The 22295-nt window shown below is 38.5% G+C and carries 18 protein-coding genes and 1 pseudogene; 10 read left to right on the plus strand and 9 right to left on the minus strand.

Translation table 11 applies throughout. The features are described from left to right. Window positions 1-34: 34 nt before the first annotated feature. From AVJ19_RS01505 to AVJ19_RS01515, 3 genes are all read right to left on the minus strand, one after another. Window positions 35-1330, minus strand: coding sequence for an MATE family efflux transporter (locus tag AVJ19_RS01505; RefSeq protein WP_111858152.1), 1296 nt, complete (start codon window positions 1328-1330; stop codon window positions 35-37). A gap of 94 nt (window positions 1331-1424) precedes the next feature. Continuing rightward, on the minus strand, window positions 1425-1886 hold the full coding sequence (locus AVJ19_RS01510) for a DMT family transporter (protein WP_111858071.1): 462 nt from the start codon (window positions 1884-1886) through the stop codon (window positions 1425-1427). 92 nt (window positions 1887-1978) lie between these two features. Continuing rightward, window positions 1979-2638, minus strand: coding sequence for a glyoxalase-like domain protein (locus AVJ19_RS01515; RefSeq protein ID WP_111858072.1), 660 nt, complete (start codon window positions 2636-2638; stop codon window positions 1979-1981). Window positions 2639-2789: 151 nt separating this feature from the next. Here AVJ19_RS01515 and hemW point away from each other — a divergent pair, with 151 nt between their 5' ends. Further along, entirely contained in the window at window positions 2790-3944 is a 1155-nt protein-coding gene (gene hemW / locus AVJ19_RS01520) for a radical SAM family heme chaperone HemW (protein WP_111858073.1), read from the plus strand. A gap of 44 nt (window positions 3945-3988) precedes the next feature. On the opposite strand, the gene AVJ19_RS01525 is transcribed toward hemW, so the two are convergent. Beyond that, complete coding sequence (locus tag AVJ19_RS01525) at window positions 3989-4336, minus strand: winged helix-turn-helix transcriptional regulator (RefSeq protein ID WP_111858074.1); 348 nt, start codon at window positions 4334-4336, stop codon at window positions 3989-3991. A 113-nt stretch (window positions 4337-4449) separates the two neighbouring features. Between AVJ19_RS01525 and AVJ19_RS01530 the strand changes: the two genes are divergently transcribed. From AVJ19_RS01530 to AVJ19_RS01545, 3 genes are all read left to right on the plus strand, one after another. Beyond that, complete coding sequence (locus AVJ19_RS01530; RefSeq protein WP_111858075.1) at window positions 4450-5613, plus strand: MFS transporter; 1164 nt, start codon at window positions 4450-4452, stop codon at window positions 5611-5613. A 396-nt stretch (window positions 5614-6009) separates the two neighbouring features. After that, on the plus strand, window positions 6010-6729 hold the full coding sequence (locus AVJ19_RS01540) for a sulfite exporter TauE/SafE family protein (RefSeq protein ID WP_111858077.1): 720 nt from the start codon (window positions 6010-6012) through the stop codon (window positions 6727-6729). Window positions 6730-6744: 15 nt separating this feature from the next. After that, window positions 6745-7227: a hypothetical protein gene (locus AVJ19_RS01545; RefSeq protein WP_111858078.1), complete on the plus strand. Its 483-nt coding sequence runs from the start codon at window positions 6745-6747 to the stop codon at window positions 7225-7227. 117 nt (window positions 7228-7344) lie between these two features. Here the strand turns inward: AVJ19_RS01545 and AVJ19_RS01550 are convergent, their stop codons facing one another. Then, window positions 7345-7782, minus strand: a complete 438-nt coding sequence (locus AVJ19_RS01550) for a GNAT family N-acetyltransferase (RefSeq protein ID WP_111858079.1) — start codon at window positions 7780-7782, stop codon at window positions 7345-7347. A gap of 95 nt (window positions 7783-7877) precedes the next feature. Beyond that, complete coding sequence (locus tag AVJ19_RS01555; protein WP_111858080.1) at window positions 7878-9701, minus strand: acyl-CoA dehydrogenase C-terminal domain-containing protein; 1824 nt, start codon at window positions 9699-9701, stop codon at window positions 7878-7880. Window positions 9702-9937: 236 nt separating this feature from the next. Between AVJ19_RS01555 and AVJ19_RS01560 the strand changes: the two genes are divergently transcribed. Beyond that, the gene (locus tag AVJ19_RS01560; RefSeq protein WP_111858081.1) at window positions 9938-12313 is read left to right on the plus strand and encodes a hypothetical protein; all 2376 of its coding nucleotides are present in this window, start codon (window positions 9938-9940) and stop codon (window positions 12311-12313) included. Between the two features lie 60 nt (window positions 12314-12373). Here AVJ19_RS01560 and aroE read toward each other — a convergent pair whose 3' ends face one another. From aroE to ribA, 3 genes are all read right to left on the minus strand, one after another. Beyond that, window positions 12374-13162 (minus strand): shikimate dehydrogenase, encoded by a 789-nt coding sequence (aroE, locus tag AVJ19_RS01565; RefSeq protein ID WP_111858082.1) that lies wholly within the window; start codon window positions 13160-13162, stop codon window positions 12374-12376. Window positions 13163-13721: 559 nt separating this feature from the next. Continuing rightward, the gene (hemF, locus tag AVJ19_RS01575) at window positions 13722-14663 is read right to left on the minus strand and encodes an oxygen-dependent coproporphyrinogen oxidase (RefSeq protein ID WP_111858084.1); all 942 of its coding nucleotides are present in this window, start codon (window positions 14661-14663) and stop codon (window positions 13722-13724) included. A 495-nt stretch (window positions 14664-15158) separates the two neighbouring features. Further along, complete coding sequence (gene ribA / locus AVJ19_RS01580; RefSeq protein ID WP_111858153.1) at window positions 15159-15761, minus strand: GTP cyclohydrolase II; 603 nt, start codon at window positions 15759-15761, stop codon at window positions 15159-15161. A gap of 316 nt (window positions 15762-16077) precedes the next feature. Here ribA and dxs point away from each other — a divergent pair, with 316 nt between their 5' ends. The 5 genes and pseudogenes from dxs (at window position 16078) to AVJ19_RS01605 (ending at window position 22208) form a co-directional block, all read left to right on the plus strand. Continuing rightward, a complete protein-coding gene (gene dxs / locus AVJ19_RS01585; protein ID WP_111858085.1) occupies window positions 16078-17982 on the plus strand; it encodes a 1-deoxy-D-xylulose-5-phosphate synthase in 1905 nt (634 codons plus the stop codon). Between the two features lie 154 nt (window positions 17983-18136). Further along, window positions 18137-18967 carry an inositol monophosphatase family protein gene (locus tag AVJ19_RS01590; RefSeq protein WP_065994065.1) on the plus strand — a complete coding sequence of 277 codons (831 nt, stop codon included), beginning with the start codon at window positions 18137-18139 and terminating at the stop codon, window positions 18965-18967. A 150-nt stretch (window positions 18968-19117) separates the two neighbouring features. Beyond that, on the plus strand, window positions 19118-19393 hold the full coding sequence (locus AVJ19_RS01595) for a hypothetical protein (protein ID WP_111858086.1): 276 nt from the start codon (window positions 19118-19120) through the stop codon (window positions 19391-19393). A 299-nt stretch (window positions 19394-19692) separates the two neighbouring features. Next, window positions 19693-20019 (plus strand): hypothetical protein, encoded by a 327-nt coding sequence (locus AVJ19_RS01600; RefSeq protein ID WP_111858087.1) that lies wholly within the window; start codon window positions 19693-19695, stop codon window positions 20017-20019. Window positions 20020-20355: 336 nt separating this feature from the next. Continuing rightward, window positions 20356-22208: pseudogene (locus tag AVJ19_RS01605) on the plus strand (DEAD/DEAH box helicase). The last annotated feature ends 87 nt before the right edge of the window (window positions 22209-22295 follow it).

Here is a 22295-nt window from a genome sequence, read left to right on the forward strand (position 1 = left end):
AGGAGTCAGTAAAAAGTTATAGCATTGGTTGGGATTAACTGTGCTCTAACCTTTTATTATTCATATACAAACGCATTAACAGAAGTACGCAAGCAATACTTAAACCCACAATTAACCCTGTCCAAACACCTGCTGCACCCATTGAGGTCTGTCGTGCCAAATAAATCCCAACAGGAAATGCAATGACCCAATAGGAAAACATGGTGATCCACATTGGACCTTTGGTGTCTTGCATACCACGCAAACAGCCTGCGGCACTGACTTGCCACGCATCAATCAACTGATAGCCAATTGCAAACAAAATCAGGTAAATTGCCACTTGTGAAACTTCGATGTCAGAGGTATAAGCTGCCACGATTTCAGGGCGTAAAAACCACATCAATGCCATGGTGACCAATGCAAATACAGTCCCTGTAATTAAACCCACAAACTGCACTTTACGCATCGCTGCCCAATTCTTTTCACCATAATACATTCCGACCCGAATGGTCAGTGCGATCGCCAAAGACATTGGAATCATAAACAATTGGGAAGTGACAGAAATCGCAATTTGATGTGCGGCGACAGTGATATCGCCCAACGGACTCAGGACAATTGCTCCTGTACTGAAAATACTGACTTCAAAGAAAATCGCCAAACCAATCGGTAAACCAAGCTTTAAAATACGTTTGATCAGCACAGGATTGATTTTTTCCCATGCTTTTAACGGTTGGGTTTTCTGATAACGCTCGGCTTTCAAGACATAAAACGCCAAGGCAATAAACATGAGCCATTGCAAAATTGCGGTGGCAAAACCACAGCCTGCACTGCCTAGTTCAGGAATTGGACCAAGCCCATACATGAAAATAAAATTCAGTGGAATCAGTACAAGCAATGCCAATAAACTGAGTACGGTTACAGGACGAGGATAGCCCATTGCCTCAGAATAACTGCGTAAAGCAGCATACATGGTCACCGCAGGCATTCCAAAACCAATTGCATGTAAGAACAAACTTGCTTTGGGAAGCAAGCTTTCAGGTACATTAAATAAAGGAAGTAAAAAAGGCAGCACTTGCAAAATCAGTCCTGCGATAATGCCCAAAACCAAACCGATCCATAAGGATTGACGCACAATGGATGGAATTTTTTCAGGGGTACGTGCGCCTTGAGCTTCTGCAACCAAAGGTGTTGCAGCAATCATGATGCCACTAAACAATAGCATCACAGGAATCCATAAGCCCACACCCACCGCAATGGCTGCTAAATCTTGTGCAGACATATGACCTGCCATGATGGAGTCGATCAGACCAAAGCCTGCTTGGGCAAACTGTGTCACCAAAATCGGTAACATTAAATGAAAAAGTTGCTTTAATTCAAAGCGGGTCGTAGTGGCAGCATGATTTGACACGTATTACTCGTTTTAAATGTGCTTAGAAGAAAGGAGGTTAGCGTTGTAGAGTGAGAAGCACACCAATAAAAATCACCACGCCACCAAAAAGACGTTGCCAATTGAGTTGAGTTTTTTCCACACCGAGCCATCCGAAATGATCAAGCAGCATCGACATCATGATCTGCCCAAAAATGATCAAAGCTGACAAAGTCAGAAAGCCAAGTTTAGGTGCAGTGTAAATGCTGATACTGATCGCATAAACACCCAAACAACCACCAAACCATAGATACCAAGGAATTTGACCTAAATCGTGTAGATTGGGCTTAGATGCAGGCTGAAAAAACACAAAAATAGCGAGCACTATTGTACCAATTAAAAATGACAAAAGGGCAGCTTGCAAAGGTGAGTGTAAATATTCTCTTAGTTGTGAATTGATCGCGGTTTGAAAAGCCATAGCAATGCCGATGCCCATTGCTAATGGCAACAGGAGGAGAAATTGGCTTGAGAGTTTTATCATTGTTTGACCACTCAATCGTCCTTGATTGATTTTTAGTCTAATGGAAATTTATGACATGAGCGAATGAAAATATTCATGGGTTGAATAATCAGTTAATAATGAAAAATAAGCGGTAAATCAGGTCTAAAATCATGTGTTAACCCCTGTATACCATGATCAAAAGTCATTTCCAAAAGATGCTTTTCACTTTCTATGAGTTCAAAATTTTCAATATGTTGAACTTCATTCACCGTTAAACTTTCTGACAGTTTGGGAATATGGAGCTTTATTTTTGTGACTTCAGATATACCATGACGATGTTGAAATGGTTGCTGTTTTTCAGGTGCAGCTTGATCAGGACGAGTTGCAAAAGATAAATAAAACCACATGGGTTCAGCCAAAGAAAGCTGTTGTGCAATATCAACATGTAAATGTGGTGGTAAATAAGCAGGATGATAGTGCCAACTTAAAAATGGTGAAGCAGTTTGCGTGGCATTTTGTGGTCGGAAGCAAAAGCCAAATGGTGAAACCTCAGCATCATGGTGACTTAAACGCTCAAAAAGTTGTGTAGGCTTGGTGGTTTCACTTTGTGCATCTTCTATATTTTCAAGAAAGAGCAATTCAAGAAATAAATTTTTAAAGAAAAAACGCCGATTGGCTGTGCCTTGTCCTAAATGAGTATTTGCACTTGCTTCAATCAAACCAAAACTTTTTAATAATTTTGCTTCAGGTGCAGCAGATTGGCTACGAATAAAAATATGATCAATTTCCATGAGTGTTGTTCTCTTTTCTTTTTCTTGGAGGGATATATTAAGCGAAAATAAAGCCAAAAAATCATTTGTGATTTGCTTTATTTAGATTGAGTTGAATTGACTCGACTCATGTTAAAATTCCTCATTCTCCATACTGTTCTGAGCTTGTTCCTTGGCTGATTTAAATCCCCAAAATATTCCGTTGTCTCTTTATATTCACATGCCGTGGTGTGTGCGTAAATGTCCGTACTGTGACTTCAATTCGCATGCTGTACCTGATGGAAAATTGTCTTTGGCATTGGAACAGGAATATTTACAAGCTTTGGTTGAGGATTTTAAAACCCAAATTGATTTTGCACAGGGGCGTGAAATTCATAGTGTATTTATCGGTGGAGGAACGCCATCACTCATTTCAGCACAAAGTTATCAATGGCTATTTACACAACTGAAAGCACTTATTCCCTTTGAAAAAGACTGTGAAATCACTTTAGAAGCCAATCCGGGAACGGTAGAACACGATCCATTTGCAGATTATTTAGCTGCGGGAATTAATCGCTTATCGATTGGTGTACAAAGTTTTAATACTGAACATTTACAAAAATTAGGACGTATTCATTCCAACGATGATGCGATTTCAGCCATTCAACATGCCAAACAAGCAGGTTTTGAACGGGTCAATGTGGATTTGATGCATGGTTTGCCTGAGCAAAGCATAGAACAAGCTTTATTGGATTTAAAACTCGCCGTGGAAAGTGGTGCAACACATATTTCATGGTATCAGTTGACCATTGAACCGAATACAGTATTTTTCCGTACCCAACCGATTTTACCTGTCGATGATGTCCTTGAAGATATTCAAGAGCAGGGTGAAGCCTACTTAAAAGCACAAGGCTTTATCAATTATGAAGTGTCCGCGTGGCGTAAAGAAAAACCTTCGGCACATAATTTAAATTATTGGCAATTCGGGGATTATTTGGCGATCGGTGCAGGAGCGCATGGCAAAGTCACTCAGCCTGATGGTGTGTATCGTTTTCAAAAAACTCGCTTGCCAAAAGACTATTTAGCCAAAGTGCCTGCGGAAAATTTACAGTTCAAGCGCATTGAAAACGAAGATATGCCATTTGAATTTATGATGAATGCCTTGCGTTTAAATGAGGGTGTGGCTTCTGCAATTTATGCACAACGTACAGGTTTGGATTTGGCGCATTTGGATGAATTATTAAAATCACTTCGTCAGCGTCAGTTGATGGTCGATGATGAAAATATTCTCAATTGTACAGATAAAGGACATATATTTTTAAACTCAGTGTTGGAAGAATTTTTATAATTTATTTAAATTTCTGTTCTTGGATCACCAATAAATGTAACAATTTATTGGTTTTGATCAAATTGATTACGCATAAATTCTCTTTCTCTGATCCATGTACCATACTCACGGCACATTAAAATGAGGCGATCAAGATATTGTCCTTCCTCAGTAAGAGAATATTCTACTTTTAAAGGTTTTTCAGAATATACCGTTCTTTTTATAAAACCTTTGCTTTCCAAGAAATTGAGTTCTAAAACAAGCATCCGCTGTGAAATATTAGGAATGCTTTTTTTGATCTCATTAAAGCGTTTAGGTTCTTCTAAGAGAAACGATAAAATCATAATTTTCCAACGTCCACCTAATTGAACAAAAACTTCTTCGACGGGACAACCTGAGTGATTTTGCTTCATAAACTCTCTGCTTTAGGTACCAAAAACTATACTTGAGCTCAAAAATGTAAGATATATACAAATTAAAATAGTGGCGTAGATTGAGTTATTCATTCATTTTGTATGTCATTAGTATGGTTAAAACTCAAAATAATTCAAATTTTTTGGCAGTGTATTTTATTGCGATTGGTGCATTTTCTTTAGGCATGTCATCGTATATTACAGCAGGTTTATTACCGCTCATTCAACATGACTTTAATGTATCAATCACTTTAACGGCTCAGCTAGTGACGGTTTTTACTCTGGCTTATGGTCTTGGTTCACCTGTTATTGTAGCGTTATTGCCTGAAAATAAACAAAAACAGGGTTTATTATCTGCGCTTTTCATATTTTTTATCGCTAATTTTATCAGTGCTATAGCTCCCGACTTCTTTATGCTTTTGGTTTCACGGCTTCTTGCAGGTATAGGTGCAGGTGTTTATTTGGCTATAGGCATAGCGATTGCAACAACTGTGGTAGATCCTCAACAGCGAGGACAGGCTATTTCGATTATTATGGGAGGGATGGCGGCAGGTACGGTACTTGGAGTACCGATTGGATTGCTCATTTCAAATCAGTTGGGCTGGCAGGCATCTATGTATATGATTTCAGTCTTAGGTGGTTTAGCTTTCGTCGGTTTATATTTAAAATTACCCATAATTCAAAATATTACAGTGCAGACATTGAGAGAGAAGCTTAAACTTTTAAGTGATCAGCGAGTTCTGAAAATACTTTTGATTTCTCTTCTTGCAGCAGTGGCTAGTCTTGGCTTCTATACATATTTATTTCCTTTTTTAAATTCCTCTACTTTTGGTAGTGTTCAAAATATTACGGTATTTTTATGGTTTTGGGGAATTGGAGGAATATTAGGAAGTGTCTTAGTGGGGGGTGTGGCTAAGAGGATGTCGAATAAAAAATTAACATCGTGGATTATGTTGATATTGAGTATTAGTTTATTGATGATTCCTTTGTTGGCATTACTGAGTCCATGGCTGACATTATTACCAATTATGGTGTGGGGAGCAGTGGGTTGGGCTTTACAAGTGCCTCAAAATGAACAATTAATCATCGAAAGAGAACAAAAGGGTGGTGGTGAATTGGCTGTTGCCTTAAATGAATCTGCATTATATTTGGGTGGTGCAATTGGGGCAGGAATTGGTGGTTTAATTTTTCATTTTGATTGGTCAGTGTGGTATTTGCCTGTTTTAGCAAGTTTCATTGTTTTCATTGGATTTGTTTTTCAAATAATGAAGCATTAAAAGTTGAAAATTTAAAAGTAAAATAGACCTCTTGCATAGGTCGAAAAATGTTCAAATTTTAGATTTAAAACATATTCAAAACAATATTGGAAGTTTCTTCTCCCTTTAGAATGAGGAGGTAACTCCGCAAAAGGATGAGGGCTTTTAAATAGAAAACCTCTCCCTCTTGCGAAACGATGTTTCTCATCCTGAAAAGAGAGGGAACCTTCAATATTAATTTAGATTTTGCTGAAACTAACTTTCGCAAGAAGTCTAATGGCGAAAACGTAAATATATGGGTTGCAATGACTAGTGTTGAAGTTCTTAATTGTACGGACAAAGGACATATATTTTTAAACTCTGTTTTGGAAGAATTTCTTTGAAGTTTTAACCTGACTAAGGTGAATTGACAACACGATGATTTATTTTGCATTGGCAGTGATTGGTGTGCTTTCGGGCATGATCAGTGGCGTAGTGGGAACAGGTTCATCCATTATTTTATTGCCGATTCTTGCTTATATATTTGGTGCAAAATTGGCAGTGCCAATCATGGCAATTGCCTCGATTATGGGCAATATTTCCCGAGTTGTGCTGTGGCGACATGAACTAAATCTCAAAGCCTTTCTACTGTTTAGTGGTGTCGGTGTGCCTGCGGCTGCTTTGGGTGCAAATACATTGTGGGTCATACCTGCGAATATTTCCAATCTGTGTATCGGTTTATTTTTTATTGCACTTATTCCTTTGCGCCATTTAGCCAAACGTAAAGGCTTTATACTCAATCAAGTCCATTTGCTGATTGCAGGTGCAGTGCTTGGTTATCTGACAGGAATGGTCTTTTCGACAGGTCCATTATTATTGCCTGTTTTCAGTGGTTTTGGTTTAACCAAAGGAGCATTGCTCGCTACAGAAGCAGCGGCATCATTTGCCTTGTATGCATCGAAAAGTATCGCTTTTGGTGCATTGGGTGTTTTAAAACAAGAAGTGGTTTTTGCAGGGGTATTGGTCGGATTATCACTGATGTTGGGTAATTATCTCGGTAAATTATTTGTGTTGAAAATATCAGAACGCATGTTTAATGTATTACTTGACGCAATGTTATTTTTGGCAGGCATTTCGATGTTGTGGACTTTACTTTAGTCAGGATTAAAATAAATGAATAAATTTTTGATGGCTGTGTGTGTTTCAATCCTCAGTATAGGGTGGGTTCACGGCAAAACCAATGTTCCTCAATTTACCGATTATCCTGTTAAACTTTATACAGGCAAAACTGCACAATTGGACATGTCTGATCCTGATGCACGTATGTTTCGTACTCGACTGCGTGAGGCTTTAAAAGAAAAGCCTGATTTTGCAGGAGAATATGTCATCACCATGTGGGGTTGCGGGGCAAGCTGTCGGGTTTATTCATTTGTCAATAAGCGCACAGGCAAGTTATTGGCAGGTGGTTTTGGTGGCGAAGAAAGTCAGGAAGATGTGATTGATTCGCGTGCCAATAGTCGTTTATTGGTCACGCAAGAAGAAAATATGAATGAAAACTGGGAAGTGGAAAGTTTAACAACACGATTTTATCTTTTTGAAAATAATAAATTTAAATTATTGAAAACGGTGAAAGCACCAGCGCCAAAAGAAGAATGAGCAATTATGTTTTGGAAGGTATTTAAATGATTATTATCAAAAAATGCATAAAAACAGTATGTAAAGAAACGGGGGCGTTCAAAGCTTCATTACACAGTATTTTGATATAAAACAGCGCTAGACTTTAGCGCTGTATTTTAAATGTAAAAGGGGATAGGCTTTACCTTGACCATCTAATTCAGATCTTGCGATGACTTCAAATCCAAGTTTTTGGTAGAAGCCAACGGCTTGCGGGTTTTGCTCGTTGACATCGACTTTTTGAATATTAAGTTTTTCAATGGCAAACAATGTTAAGGCTTTACCAATCCCTTGACTTCTAAAGTCAGGTTCAATAAATAACATTTCAATATTGTCAGGGCTTGTACCGATAAACCCAATAATTTGCTCATCTATTATATATTTGTGCAATAGCACATGTTGGAAATATTCATTCAAAATTAATGGTTTTAGCTCATTAATTTCGGCTTCTGGGAGAAAGTCATGTGTTGCTCTGACAGAGCGTTCCCATATTTCAATTAAAATAGGAAAGTCTTCTTGGGTTGCACGTTGTAGCATTATTGATCCTCTATACAAGTGTTTTATTCATAACATAAAAAAGACCACCGTAGTGGTCTTTTTGTTTTCTAAACTTAAATATTTAAATTAGAAACTTAGTAATCAAAACTAAAATGTTCTGCTTCAAGCGCCATCGTGGTTTTAGATGGGTTCACCATAGATTCTGCATGACCTTGTGCACGTGGCAACAATTGGTCAAAGTAGAAATCAGCAACTTTGATTTTGGCTTTATAGAATTCAGGGGTTTCTGAACCTGTACCTGAAGCCAATTTTTCAGATGCTACGGCTGCTTGTTGTGCCCAATAATATGCCATCATTGAATAACCAGAGAACATCAAGAAGTCTACAGATGCAGAAGATACGATGTCACGGTCTTTACGTGCAGCAAGCATGATACGAACAGTTAAAGCATTCCACTGTGCACATACTTTAGTTAAGTCCCATGCAAAACGACGCATGTATTTATTACGTGCATGTTGACCACAGAATTTTAAGATTTCAGCAGTGTATTCACGAACCACTTTACCTTTAGAAGATAGAAGAACTTTACGACCAATTAAGTCGAGTGCTTGAATACCCGTTGTCCCTTCATACAATGTAGAGATACGTGCATCACGAGCAATCTGTTCCATGCCGTGTTCTTTGATATAACCATGACCACCAAAGACTTGCATACCTAAGTTTGCAGACTCAAGACCCATTTCAGTCAAGAAACCTTTCAAAATTGGTGTATAGAAACCAAGTTTGTCATCATATTCATCAAACTTCGCTTGGTCACCTTGTGCAAGTGCATCTGCCATTTTATCTGCAAGCTGAGCTGCGTGATAAATCATTGAACGACCACCTTCAGCAAAGGCTTTTTGCGTCAATAACATACGACGTACGTCAGCATGGTGAATAATCGCATCTGCAACACGTTCAGGATCTTTTTTACCTGAAAGTGCACGCATAGACATACGATCTTTGGCATAAGGTAAAGCGCCTTGGAAAGACAACTCTGCATGTGCAAGACCTTGTACCGCAGTACCAATACGAGCAGTGTTCATGAAGGTAAACATTGCATGTAAACCTTTGTTGATTTCACCGATCAAATAACCAGTCGCTTCATCAAAGTTCAATACAGCAGTTGCAGACGCACGGATCCCCATTTTGTGTTCGATCGAACCACAAGTCACAGGGTTACGCTCACCGACACTACCATCTGCATTTGGAATGAACTTAGGTACGATGAACAGTGAAATACCTTTAGTACCTGCTGGTGCATCTGGAAGACGTGCAAGAACGATATGTACGATATTTTCAGTTAAATCATGTTCACCCGCAGAGATGAAGATTTTTGTACCTGTGATGGCATAAGTACCATCTGCTTTAGGTTCTGCTTTGGTTTTAACTTGACCTAAGTCAGTACCACACTGAGGCTCAGTTAAACACATCGTACCTGACCAAGTACCTGCAGTAAGTGGTGGCATATACAGATTTTTTTGTTCTTCTGTACCAAATTGTAGAATCGTATTCATACAACCCATGCTCAAACCTGGGTACATGGTGAATGACCAGTTTGCAGAACCCATCATTTCTGATTTTACAAGGTTGAGTGACATCGGTAAGCCTTGACCACCAAATTCTTCAGGGTAAGACAAACCTTGCCAACCGCCTTGGATAAATTGGTTATATGCTTCTTTGAAACCTTTAGGTGTAGTCACTTCGCCATCTTTAAATTGGCAGCCTTCTTCATCACCTGATTGGTTCAGCGGAGAAAGTACATTTTCACAAAAATCTGCAGCACCTTCTAAAATCATATCTACTGTATCTGCATCGGCATTTTCGCCAATAGAGAGAGTTTTATAGTGAGCAGGGTAATCAAATACTTCATTCATTAAAAAACGAATATCACGGAGCGGGGCTTTATATGCTGGCATGTCTTTAATCCTAATTTAAAAATAGTTGTGGATTTAAAATCTATAGTTTCATTATTCATAAACATTACTGAATTACATTGATAATAGTCGTTAAAAAAAATGTCAGAAAAGCGAATATGTAAGAAATGATGCAATGCATTTTTATTTTTTTTTGATATAATTTTAAACAATTTTTAAAATATTCTTTTAAAGACGTCTATTGGTAATTATAATTATTCAAGGTGTTAGGTAACATTATGCGATTAAAATATTTAAGTTTAAGTCTTTTTAGTTTAAGTTTAACTGCATGTTCATCACATGTCATAAAATCCAATTCAGTACAAACAGACTTAGCGCCATCGGCACGAGCAACTCAAGCTATAAACGCAATTTATGAGTATCCAAACTTTGATTATTCTGGTCAAGTCAATGTGAATTTAACTCAAAATCAAAGTGCAAAAACAAACAATAATGCCAAGAAAGTCCAAAGCTTAGATGCTGAAATTGAAAGAAAATTAGAGCAATATTTAAAAGCACAAAACATCAAATTAAGCACTGCGGAAAAGAAAGCACTGTATCAAAATATTGCCCAAAAAGACGTGGCTTCTTTGTCTGATGTTTTAGGTAAAGGTGCTGGTTTTGTTGAAAATATGCTAAATGATTTAAATATGAGTTATGACGGTACGGTCAATTATCGTCAAAAAATAGCATCAATGAATATTTCCGCAGAATATAAAAAACCAAATTTATTGGTTGCGGTACGTGTGCCAACAGTTGTTGATTTTAATGATTATAAATTTTATACCCAAATCTTTTCATTAATGCCTTATTTGGCAAATTCACAAGATCAAGATAAATACGCTTATTTAGATTTTTCAAAATATAAGGATCAAATTTCAAAGGTAAATAGCAAAGCCTTGATCGAATTTTTAAAGCAATCCAGTGCAACCAGTTATGTTTTGGCTGATCCAGATCAAATACAAAGTTTGCGTGTGAGTGATGCGGAAAAACAGCAAGGGATTGTTGAAAAAATCCGTTTGAATAGCAGTATTGAAGAGTTTTTTTTACAAGCGAACTTATATAACACAGTCAACCGTGAATATTTGATGCAATCAGTATTTGGTATGGATGCCGCAGCAGCAGAGAAATCGGCGATTGAGAGTTTAGCAGCTCAAGCCGTTGCTGAAGCAGAAGCTGAATATGCCGCAGAAGAAACTGCAACGGATGAAGAACGAGATGAGGCAACTGCTGCAATGTATACATTGTATGAAGCAGTGAATAAAACGGTTTTAGATATCTCTGATGAAGATGAAGATGTTGAAACTGTAGGAGCCACAAAAGATGCAACAGCTGCTGTAGCAGCAGATGTAGCTATTGCGGCAGCCGCAGATGCTACGGTTGCAGTAAGTGACGAAGACGAAGATGAATCGGCAGCACAAGAAGATGAAGAGTCTGCATCTGAAGAAGGCGTATTGTTGACAGCACAACAATGTGATGATTTAACTGAAAATAAAGCCAATCTTCGCATAGGTGATGTTGCATATTGCCAATATGCTTATGATATAGATGTTTTTGAAGTAGCTTCAGCACCATCGCTAGTTGAAATGCAGTTATCGGCAAAAAGTAGGGCTTTGACTGAAAAATTTGCGACTTTGGGTGGTAAAGGTGAGTTGGTGAATGCTCAACAATTTAAACAATTGTGGTTAGATCACCAAGCGGATATTAATACTGTTCTTGTTCCTAAAGAAAAGCGTAATCCAGTGACGATAGATGTTTTCTTGGATCAACAGGGGCGTATGGTTAAAGCAGATTATGATTTAAAGTATGATTTAGCTGATTTTGATCGTAAATTAAACGTCAAATTTGATATGCAGATTAAAAACTATGGCAATGCCAATAAAATCGACCGTCAAGCTTTAAGTCAAGCCAAATCATTTCAGGAAATCTTTAAAGGCAGTCCAATGCAAAAACTGTTTGGTGGAAAAGATGATTCATCTGAAAGCCAAGCTGAAACAATGGACTTTTCTGAATATTTAGCAAAATTGGCAACCACGTTGTATCAGCAAAATCAGTCTTATGAAAAAACCTATAAAGCAGTATTTATTGCTAAATTAACTCAACAGTCTCCAGAGATTATTAAGCAATATTCAGCACAAGACTTACAAGAGATCGCAGCAGTTTATGCTTATTCTTATAGTGATGAAGATATCTACAATCCGAAAGGGCAGGCATTAAAACAGATTGAAGCATTACAGAAAAAGCATCATTTAGAAGAAGATGAGCAGTTTGATCATGATCTGGGTAATGATGTTGATGATATTGTAACCAGTGCGATGGCTGCACAAAAAAGTGTGAATGAAATGCAGCAATTGGTGAAAAAATATAAGACCACAGAAGCTGTATTTGCATATTACTATACGCAAAAATTTGAGGAAGAAAATGGTGTAGAGGCTTTGCAACAGGCTGAATTTAAGAAAACCGTAAATACTTTAGGTAAAGTCTATGTTGCATTGAAAAATAACAAGTTTAAAAATGAAATGGTGAAAAATTTAACAGAAGAGTCAGTTGAATTTATTGATTATGCATTATTTAAAGAAACCTATGAGGCTTTGAACGCTGCAAATTTAAAGTAAGGTTTTAAACTGCATAAAGAACCTCTGCGGAGGTTCTTTTATTTTAAGCGAAATGATTTTTTAGAGAAAATCTTTAATATTCGGTTTCACACCATTCCAAATATAAAAAGCTTCAACGGCTTGTCCAACCAACATACCAAAACCTTCAGAGGTGGCTACACCACGTGCTTTAGCCTGCTCTAAAAAGCTTGATGCTTTGCCATACGCCATTTCATAAGCGGCATTAAACTGTAAGCTTTCAGGTAACAGCAAAATATCACCTGACAAACTTGCTGAGGTAGCATTAATGACGATGTCAAATTGTCCATGAAGATCATCTAAAGCGCATGCAGATAATGTTGCTGTAGCTACGGAATCTTGAAGATCAGAGATTAATTGCTCAGCACGTGCAAGGGTACGATTGGCAATCACAATTTTTTTCACGCCTGCTTGTACTAATGGGTAAATCACCCCACGAGTTGCGCCGCCAGCACCAATGATTAAAATGGAAGCATTGTCCAATGCCCAATCTAAAGCTTGAATGGCCTCAACTAAACCCTGTCCATCGGTGTTATCGCCATGTAATTCGCCATTTTCCATCCATAAAGTGTTGACAGCTTTTGCAATTTTGGCACGTTCAGACAAGTGCTGACATAAAGCAAATGCTTGTTCTTTAAAAGGTACAGTGACATTCATACCCTGACCATTGTCAGCGAAAAAAGTACGAACACTGTCTTCAAAACCATCTAAAGGCGCAAAACGTTTGGCATAATCAAGCGAGATTCCAGTCTTTTCAGCAAATGCATGATGAAGTTCAGGTGAGCGTGATTGTTCGATGGGATTACCAATAACGGCAAACTGTTTGCGCATGTTGCAACATCCTTGGGCTAAAATAAGGGCTTAATATACGTCAAAAATGTATAGCTCTAAAGCCTATCTTTGCACAATAGTATTGAACAATATAAAAAAATTAAGGATTACAAATATTGCGGATGGTATCCATAAAAATATGAGACATATTTAGACATAAGCCAATGATTGCAAAAAACATTAGACTGAATCCAAAATTGTCATTGAATGGTTTTTCGGAAAAAATCACAGTACTAATAGCACTAATGAGGGTAATGCAAAGTGTGAAAAATACCGCATAATTAAGGTTAATACGTTTTGTCTGCATCTCAATTTCCTGAGCATTGGGCATACAAAATAGCAAATAAAAAATTATTCTGCTGTCCATAAAATGGGATTAGGTTTTGAGTCAAGTGTACGTCATTTATCTATGAAAAAAAGAAAAAGCTGCGAGGAAAGTGTGACAAACTATGTGAGTGTGTAGTTTGTTTAGAGAAATGAAAAGATTGGGGTGATGGAACATATAAACTATAAACAGAAACCTAAAATTTAGAATTTCTGTTTATATTTAACATTAAAATTATTTTAATTCTGTAAGCCAATCTTTTGGTTTTAAATAATAATCAGTTAAACGTTTCTCTGCTGAATCTTCATCCCATTCAGGGCGATAAGACCATGCAGCAAGCGGTGGCATACTGACCAGAATCGATTCAATGCGACCACCAGTTTGTAAACCAAACAATGTTCCACGATCGTACACTAAATTATATTCAACATAGCGACCACGGCGGTACAGTTGGAAATCACGTTGTGCCTTGGTATAGGATTGATTTTGATGTTTTTGGAAAATAGGTAAAATTGCTTCGAGATAGCCATTACCCACAGCTTGGATATATTCAAAACATTTTTCAAAATCCCATTGATTTAGATCATCAAAGAATAATCCACCAATACCACGTTGCTCATCACGATGTTTTAAATAGAAATAATCATCACACCATTTTTTGTGTTCAGCATAGACTTGCTCACCAAATGGTGCACACAGATCTGCTGCTTTTTGATGCCAAGCCAACACATCTGCATCATCAGGATAAAATGGGGTTAAGTCAAAACCACCACCAAACCACCAAATCGGGTCTTGACCTTCAGGTTCAGCAACAAATAAACGTACATTTGCATGTGAAGTGGGTACATTTGGGTTTTTAGGATGAATGACCAGTGAAACACCCATGGCTTGAGCTTTTGCACCTGCAATTTGAGGATGGCGTTCGGTGGCAGAAGCAGGCAGCTTGGAAATATTGATGTGTGAGAACATCACACCACCTTTTTCAATCACTGTACCATTTTGTAAAACACGTGAACGACCACCGCCACCTTCGGGACGTTCCCAATCATCAATTTCAAATGTTGCTGTACCACCGCTTTCGAGTTCACGGGTTTCTAAGCCCGCGCAGATACGTGCTTGTAAGTCGAGGAGAAATTCACGGACACGTTGAATATCAGCTGAAGTAGGATTCTGCATGATGACCCTCATTGGGAAGATTTGAATTCAAAAATATACTGTAATACGTATATAAAAGCACAAAACCATAAAAAAAGTAAGGTTTTGATCATTTCTTTTTTACAGTATTGTGGAATGACATTTATATTGAATTTAACATAGATTTTTACAGATCATTCATGCAGTTTAATGATTCCTTGTTCAATTATATGTTTGATTTCTCCACCATATGCTCATGTATTCAAAATTTTTTCAGTGCTTTTTAACTCGATAATATTAGAAATTTTTCAAATGTCGGTGTGACTTATTGCTAATCTTCAGAATCTACACTTACGGGATTTATGTGTTGAAAGCTTTCAGATGTATTTTGCATCATTATTGTAGTTGATGTTTTGCTGCAATTGCATGTGTAAATCTACTCTGCACAAAAAGAGTACAAGCAAATAAAATGGAAGAAAACTTCATTTGCTTCATCTCTAATTTTTAAATGAGGTGATTTTTCTTAAAAGTGCTATTTTAAAAATCATCTTTTTCGTACATATGTGACATACGATCATGTTTAGTTTTTAAATAGTCCGCATTGAATTCATTTAAACCGACAGTCAATGGCACACGATCAATGACATTAATTCCTAAATCAGTCAAAGCCTTTAATTTCAGAGGGTTATTGGTGATGAGTTTGACTTGTTTGACCTGTAAATGATCCAGCATGATGCTACACATCTCATAGGTACGTGCATCGGCAGGAAGATTTAATAACAAGTTTGCATCTACGGTATCATGTCCTTGATCTTGTAGTGCATAGGCACGGATTTTATTGGTCAAACCAATACCACGACCTTCCTGACGTAAATATAAAATCACACCTTGCCCTGCATCATTCATCATTTTCATGGTGTTGTGCAGTTGTGGACCACAGTCGCACTTCAAAGAACCAAAGGCATCACCTGTTAAACATTCAGAATGAATACGAACAAGAACAGGCTCAGTCGGCGCATTTTCCAAACCTGTAGAAAGTGCAACATGTTCTTCACCCGTTTGCGGATCCTGAAATACAGAAATTTTAAAATCACCATAAGCTGTTGGTAATTTTGAAGTGGCAACAAACGCTATTGGCACAGAATCTTCCATTTTTTGTTTAGAAATTGCTTAAAGTATAACGCAATGCTCGCACTTTGGTAGAATCGTGTATTGTGATTTTATTGTGAAGTCTGAGATAAAAAATTTCTTTTTTGTGCAAAGCACGCAATAATAGTTGATATAGATAGATTATTCAGGATAATTGACGCTACGAACACGCTTGTGGATTTGGAAACCATCCAATGACGCATCATTATAAATGTGGCTGATCGAATGTGATATGATTCAGTCTCACGATCATGCTAACCCGTGTACCTAGCTTAGATTTGCCAGGCTTTAGAAGGCTTTGCCACATATGTTGTATACCGAAATACCTAGTCAACGTCCTGTAACGCCTTTGTTGGATGTGATTGATCATCCTCAACAATTACGTCAACTTGAGCAAAGCCAATTGCCACAGGTCGCAGACGAATTGCGTCAATTTATTTTGTATGCTGCCGGACAAAGTGGTGGGCATTTTGGCGCTAATCTTGGCGTTATCGAACTCACTGTTGCATTGCACTATTGTTTTAATACGCCAGAAGACCGTTTGGTGTGGGATGTTGGTCATCAGGCTTATCCGCACAAAGCTTTAACAGGTCGCCGTGAACAACTTCGTACGATTCGTGCTAAAAATGGTTTGGCGGCTTTTCCTGCACGTGAAGAATCTGTATTTGATACCTTTGGTGTAGGGCATTCATCGACTGCGATTTCAGCAGGCTTGGGCATGGCTTTAGCCAGTCGCTATCAAAAATCTCTACGTGAAGTGGTTGCCATCGTTGGTGATGGGGCGATGACCGCAGGTATGGCATTTGAAGCGATGAATGACGCGGTTGCTCACAATGCGGACATGATGGTTGTATTGAATGACAATGATATGTCAATTTCGCAAAGCACAGGTGGTTTTGCTAAACATTTAGCTTCGATTTGGGAACAAGGTCAGTTCGTCAATATTGATGAACACGGTCAAGCTTTTGTGCAAGATTGCCCTGAATGGGATTACACCTCTCGTTTACATGAGTCTGCAACTGATGCTGCCGATAATCTATTTAAAGCGATTGGTTTTGACTATTTTGGTCCATTTGATGGACATGATGTTGATCAACTCGTACAAGTTTTTAATGCACTGAAAAAACGTAAAGGTCCACGCCTGATTCACATTTATACAGTGAAAGGTAAAGGCTTTGCTCCTGCGGAAGCAGATCAAATTAAATATCATGCGATTAGCAAATTAAACGTAAGCCCTGCGAAAAATACAGCACCAAAGTATTCAGATGTATTTGGGCAATGGTTGTGTGATGAAGCTGCACAAGATGACAAATTACTCGCCATTACCCCTGCAATGTGTGAAGGCTCGGGTATGGTTAAATTTGCCAAGCAATTCCCTGAGCGCTATTTCGATGTGGCGATTGCGGAACAGCATGCGGTGACTTTGGCTGCGGGTATGGCATGTGAAGGTTTAAAACCTGTCGTTGCGATTTATTCAACATTCTTACAACGTGGTTATGATCAACTGATTCATGATGTTGCTTTGCAAAATCTTGATGTGACTTTTGCAATTGATCGTGCAGGTTTGGTCGGTGAAGATGGTCCAACCCATGCGGGTGCATACGATTACGCATTTATGCGCACTGTGCCAAATATGGTGATCATGGCACCAAAAGATGAAAATGAATGTCGTCAAATGTTGCACACTGCTTATTTACATCAAGGTCCAACTGCAGTGCGTTATCCACGTGGTAATGGTTTAGGTGTTGAGATTCAACAACAGTTGACCACCCTTGAAATGGGTAAAGCTGAAATCGTTGCTGAATTTAATCTTGAGCATGATGAATGTATTAGCATTCTTGCATTTGGTAGTCGTGTCAGTATCGCAGTTGAAGCGGCAAAACAACTTGCGAGTAAACTTGATCTTGCTGTACGTGTGGTCAATATGCGTTTTGTGAAACCATTGGATGAGCAAATCATTCGCGATTTGGCAGATAAGACCAGTCTGTTCGTGACTGTAGAAGAACATGCCGTGATGGCAGGTGCGGGCAGTGCTGTGAATGAATTTATGGCACAAGCGCAAATTCTCAAGCCAATGTTAAACCTTGGTTTACCTGATGAATTTTTACCACAAGCCAGTCATGCTGAAATGTTGCAAGATTGTGGTTTGGATGCAAAAGGCATTCAAAATTCAATTGAACACGCTTGGACAAAGTTGGTTCAGCATATTTAAGTCTATCTGCTAAATTGATGTAAATATTCATGAAAAATGAGTCACACTAAAATTTAGCAACAAATTTTCCCTAAAAGCCTCGATATTTGCTAAAATGTCGAGGCTTTTATGCATTATTCTTTATCAGTATCTTCAAATTTGTAGTGGGTGTTCAATGGAACCTATGGTGGTGATGGCTGCGCGTGCGGCTCAATTAGTTGGTCAAGAGCTTTTAAAAGCGCATCAAAATCGTCATAAACTCGATCTACAAGTCGAAGAAAAAGGTATTGATGGTCCTGTAACACGTGTAGATCGCTACATTGAACAGCTAACCATTGATACGCTTCGTAAAAGTTATAAAAATCACAGCTTCCTTGGTGAAGAGTTTGGTCTGCAAGAAGGTAAAGGTCACGACGCTGATTGGTGTTGGGTGATTGATCCTTTAGATGGTACTTTAAACTTCATTAACGGTTTCCCTCATTTCTGTGTCTCTATCGCTGTTCAACACAAAGGCATTACTCAACACGGTGTTATTTATGACCCTGTGAAAGATGAGTTGTTCTCTGCGAGCCGTGGTCGTGGTGCAATGTTGAACCAACGCCGTATCCGTGTAAATGTCAAAGACAGCCTTGAAAATACGTTCATGGGTGTTGGTCATGCATTCCGTAAAATCCGTAATGGTGAAGTGGTTTCTTATGCAAAAAACCATTTTGATTCATTATTGAATGTCACTGAAGCGGGTGCGCAATATCGCCGTGCAGGTTCTGCTGCATTGGACTTGGCTTATGTCGCTGCAGGTCGTTTAGATGGTTATTTTGAACTTGGTTTGAAACCTTGGGATATCGCAGCAGGCGAGCTCATCGTGAAAGAAGCGGGCGGTACAGTGGTGGATGCACGTGGTGGTTCTGATTCTATGGAAAACGGTCAAGTGATCGCATGTTCTATGAAAATGTTAAAACCACTCATGCAACAAGTTGTTCCTGCTTGGGGTGAAGCTGCGAAGTAATTTATGCTTTTGTAGTTTGAGTTTTGAAAAGCCTTCATGTGAATGAGGGCTTTTTTGCGATATTTTAACTAGAATAATAAATGAGGAAATAGAGTGATATATTACAAAAAATTAAGTCTACTTTTATTGCCAAAATCATGTAGCACTTTGATGAAATATGAAAATCAAAACTATGAAGAATTTTGGTGGGTAAATGAAACACTTTCTATAGAAGTTGAGTGTGAGAAATTGCTTGAATTGGATCATTATGATCATGCAGAGATTATTCAGAATTTACAATTTCGTAAAAATCCTTATGCTATACCTTATTTGAAGAAGGTTGTGGCGTTAAAACCTCAACTTTCTTATTTAGACTATGATTATTATGGGGCATTTTATAAAAATGTTTTTGGGCGCTTGAAAGTATTGGAACTGAAGAGTCGATAGCTGTTATTCAGCTCTATACAAGTTCGTTAGATAAACAAATACGAGATGAAGCTAGATATAGATTGGCTAAAATAACAGGATGCCCTACATATTATCCATATCCTTTTCAGCTAGATAATAAATTCTAATTATTTAGTTTTATTTGCTTGAATGTGGAATTTTAGACTGTTTATGGTTAATTTATAATTAGATTTTCATGCATTTACTAGGGTTGAAGTATCAACCATTTTGGTATTTCACACTACAAGAGTGAAACGAGAAAATAACTGGCGTTCAAACATTAATTAGGAATAAGTGTATTGAAAACAATTTACCAAAACGAAAAATTTAGTTTGGTAACACATCATCAGATACCTAATGAAGATACTACTCATCAAAATATAGATTTTACGATTAAAACTGATGGAAAGACCTATTGGGGGAGTGCAACGACTACTGCAAATATTCAATCTATAATGGAAAAGAATAAACAAACTGGAGAGTGTGCTTCAGGAGCATATCACTGGCAAACCAATGTAATTATTTTGAACCAATTTACAGTCGAGTGTCTAGCATTGGCAGTCACTGATATTATAGAAGATGAAGATTTAGATTCAATTTTTTATTTAATTCCCAATGATGACTAAATTATCACTCACAGGAAAAAACAATAAAACTTCGTGACATTATTTTAAATTCTGCTATACTCCGCGCACGCACTAAATTTCGTTCATTACCTGAACATTCCTTCTATATTGTGTATGCGCGTCCGGTCCCAAGAGAGGACATTATATCGCGCCCCACCCAATCGCTAAAGCGATTCCTTCAGGTTGCGGCTGTAATCATGTGTGCGTTATACGCATCGTCGTTCTCGGATCGCCGCTGATTCTATATTTTCAGCGATAATTGCTGTGCCGCTTTTTGCCGATGTCCATCAGACCATATATATTTAATGGAGCACCCACATTCGGGTGAATATCTCTATGAGCAAAACTTTTGCTGATTTTTCTTTAGACGAGTCGCTACAAAAAGCACTTGAATCTCTTGGTTTTACTGCACCTACACCAGTGCAAGAACAATCTATTCCAGCGGCTATGGAAGGCAAAGATCTTCTTGTATCAAGCCAAACAGGTTCTGGTAAAACTGCTGCATTCTTACTCCCTACATTAAACGCTTTGGCTGGTCAAGAAGACATATTTGTTCCTTTTAAAGAACGTATGAAAGCAGTCACTCAACCAAATATTTTAGTGATTTCTCCTACTCGTGAACTTGCACAGCAAGTATGTCAAGATGCAATCGCTCTTGTACGTCACATGAAAGGTGTTCGTGTTGCTGCAATCATGGGTGGTATGCCTTTTGGTAAGCAAATCCAACAATTAAAAGGCGCACAAGTTGTTGTTGCAACCCCAGGTCGTTTACTTGACCTTGTAAATCGTCGTCAAATCAAACTTGATAAAGTTGATTCTTTAATTGTTGACGAAGCTGACCGTATGCTTGACTTAGGTTTCTCTGAAGACCTTGAAGCGATTAGCGATTTGGCTGCAAACCGTAAACAAACATTAATGTTCTCTGCAACATTTGCACCACGTATCATTAACCTTGCTGAACGCATGATGAATGATCCTGAGCGTATTGCAATTGAAACAGGTCATTCAACAAATACTGATATTACCCAAACTTTACATTGGACTGATGGTTTTGAGCATAAGAAAAAATTGCTTACGCATTGGTTAAATGAAGAAGATTTGGATCAAGCAGTTGTATTTGCGTCTACACAAGAAGACACGGATATGCTTGCTGAAGAATTAACTGAAGCAGGTTTGTCAGTTGTTGCACTCCATGGTGCAATGCCGCAAACAGTACGTAACCGTCGTTTACGTAGCATCCGTGAAGGTCGTGCAAAAATCCTTGTTGCTACAGACGTAGCAGCTCGTGGTTTAGACGTACCAACGATTTCACATGTAATTAACTTCGGTCTTCCAATGAAGAACGAAGACTATGTACACCGTATTGGTCGTACAGGTCGTGCGGGTCGTACAGGTAAAGCAATTACTTTGGCGACTTACCGTGAGCGTGGCAAAATCCGTGCTTTAGAAGATTATTTAGAAACTCGTTTAGATGTTTCTGAAATCGAAGGTTTAGAGCCATCTCCACCACCTGCACGTGGTAGTCGTGATGGTCGTGGTCGCAATGGTGGCGGTCGTGGTCGTGATGGTCGTGGTTTTGGTGGCGGTCGCGGTCGTGATGGTGGTCGTCGCTTTGAAGGTGAAAGCAATTTCAAACGTCGTGAAGGTGGTGATGACCGTCCACGTCGTAGCTTTGATGATAAACCTCGTGGCGAACGTCCATCTTATGGTGATGATCGTCCAAAGCGTGATTTTGGTGATCGTCCACCACGTCGTGAAGGTGGTTTTGGTGACCGTTCACAACGTTCATTTGGTGGTGAAGATCGTCCACGTCGTGAGTTCAATAATGATCGTCCACGTCGTGAAGGTGGTTTTGAAGATCGCCCACGTCGTGAGTTCAGCAATGACCGTCCACGTCGTGAAGGTGGTTTGAAGATCGTCCACGTCGTGAGTTCAATAATGATCGCCCACGTCGCGAAGGTGGCTTCAATGATAAACCACGTTTTGATTCAAATGATGATAATCGCGGCAATCGTGTAGACTATAAGCCACGTCGTGAAGGTAACTTCTCGGATCGTCCAAAGCGTTCATTCGGTGAAGATCGTCCACGTCGTGAGTTCAGCAATGACCGTCCACGTCGTGAATTCAATAATGACCGTCCACGTCGTGAAAGTGGTGAAGATCGTCCACGTCGTAAATTTAACGACTAATATCTTCTATAAAACAAAAACCAGCATTTATGCTGGTTTTTTTATGCTTAATTATGGTACATTTGCTTAAATATTTGTGAATTAAAT

The sequence above is a fragment of the Acinetobacter sp. CFCC 10889 genome (genome assembly GCF_003268395.1).
Taxonomy (GTDB): Bacteria; Pseudomonadota; Gammaproteobacteria; order Pseudomonadales; family Moraxellaceae; genus Acinetobacter.

What these genes read in the sequence shown, in the direction of transcription:
- hemF (WP_111858084.1), bottom strand. Translation starts at nt 14,663, where the DNA reads ATGCAGAATCCTACTTCAGCTGATATTCAACGTGTCCGTGAATTTCTC.
- AVJ19_RS01560 (WP_111858081.1), top strand. Translation starts at nt 9,938, where the DNA reads ATGCGATTAAAATATTTAAGTTTAAGTCTTTTTAGTTTAAGTTTAACT.
- AVJ19_RS01540 (WP_111858077.1), top strand. Translation starts at nt 6,010, where the DNA reads ATGATTTATTTTGCATTGGCAGTGATTGGTGTGCTTTCGGGCATGATC.
- AVJ19_RS01525 (WP_111858074.1), bottom strand. Translation starts at nt 4,336, where the DNA reads ATGAAGCAAAATCACTCAGGTTGTCCCGTCGAAGAAGTTTTTGTTCAA.
- aroE (WP_111858082.1), bottom strand. Translation starts at nt 13,162, where the DNA reads ATGCGCAAACAGTTTGCCGTTATTGGTAATCCCATCGAACAATCACGC.
- AVJ19_RS01545 (WP_111858078.1), top strand. Translation starts at nt 6,745, where the DNA reads ATGAATAAATTTTTGATGGCTGTGTGTGTTTCAATCCTCAGTATAGGG.
- AVJ19_RS01530 (WP_111858075.1), top strand. Translation starts at nt 4,450, where the DNA reads ATGGTTAAAACTCAAAATAATTCAAATTTTTTGGCAGTGTATTTTATT.
- dxs (WP_111858085.1), top strand. Translation starts at nt 16,078, where the DNA reads ATGTTGTATACCGAAATACCTAGTCAACGTCCTGTAACGCCTTTGTTG.
- AVJ19_RS01510 (WP_111858071.1), bottom strand. Translation starts at nt 1,886, where the DNA reads ATGATAAAACTCTCAAGCCAATTTCTCCTCCTGTTGCCATTAGCAATG.
- AVJ19_RS01595 (WP_111858086.1), top strand. Translation starts at nt 19,118, where the DNA reads ATGAAATATGAAAATCAAAACTATGAAGAATTTTGGTGGGTAAATGAA.
- AVJ19_RS01515 (WP_111858072.1), bottom strand. Translation starts at nt 2,638, where the DNA reads ATGGAAATTGATCATATTTTTATTCGTAGCCAATCTGCTGCACCTGAA.
- AVJ19_RS01550 (WP_111858079.1), bottom strand. Translation starts at nt 7,782, where the DNA reads ATGCTACAACGTGCAACCCAAGAAGACTTTCCTATTTTAATTGAAATA.
- AVJ19_RS01590 (WP_065994065.1), top strand. Translation starts at nt 18,137, where the DNA reads ATGGAACCTATGGTGGTGATGGCTGCGCGTGCGGCTCAATTAGTTGGT.
- AVJ19_RS01555 (WP_111858080.1), bottom strand. Translation starts at nt 9,701, where the DNA reads ATGCCAGCATATAAAGCCCCGCTCCGTGATATTCGTTTTTTAATGAAT.
- AVJ19_RS01505 (WP_111858152.1), bottom strand. Translation starts at nt 1,330, where the DNA reads ATGTTACCGATTTTGGTGACACAGTTTGCCCAAGCAGGCTTTGGTCTG.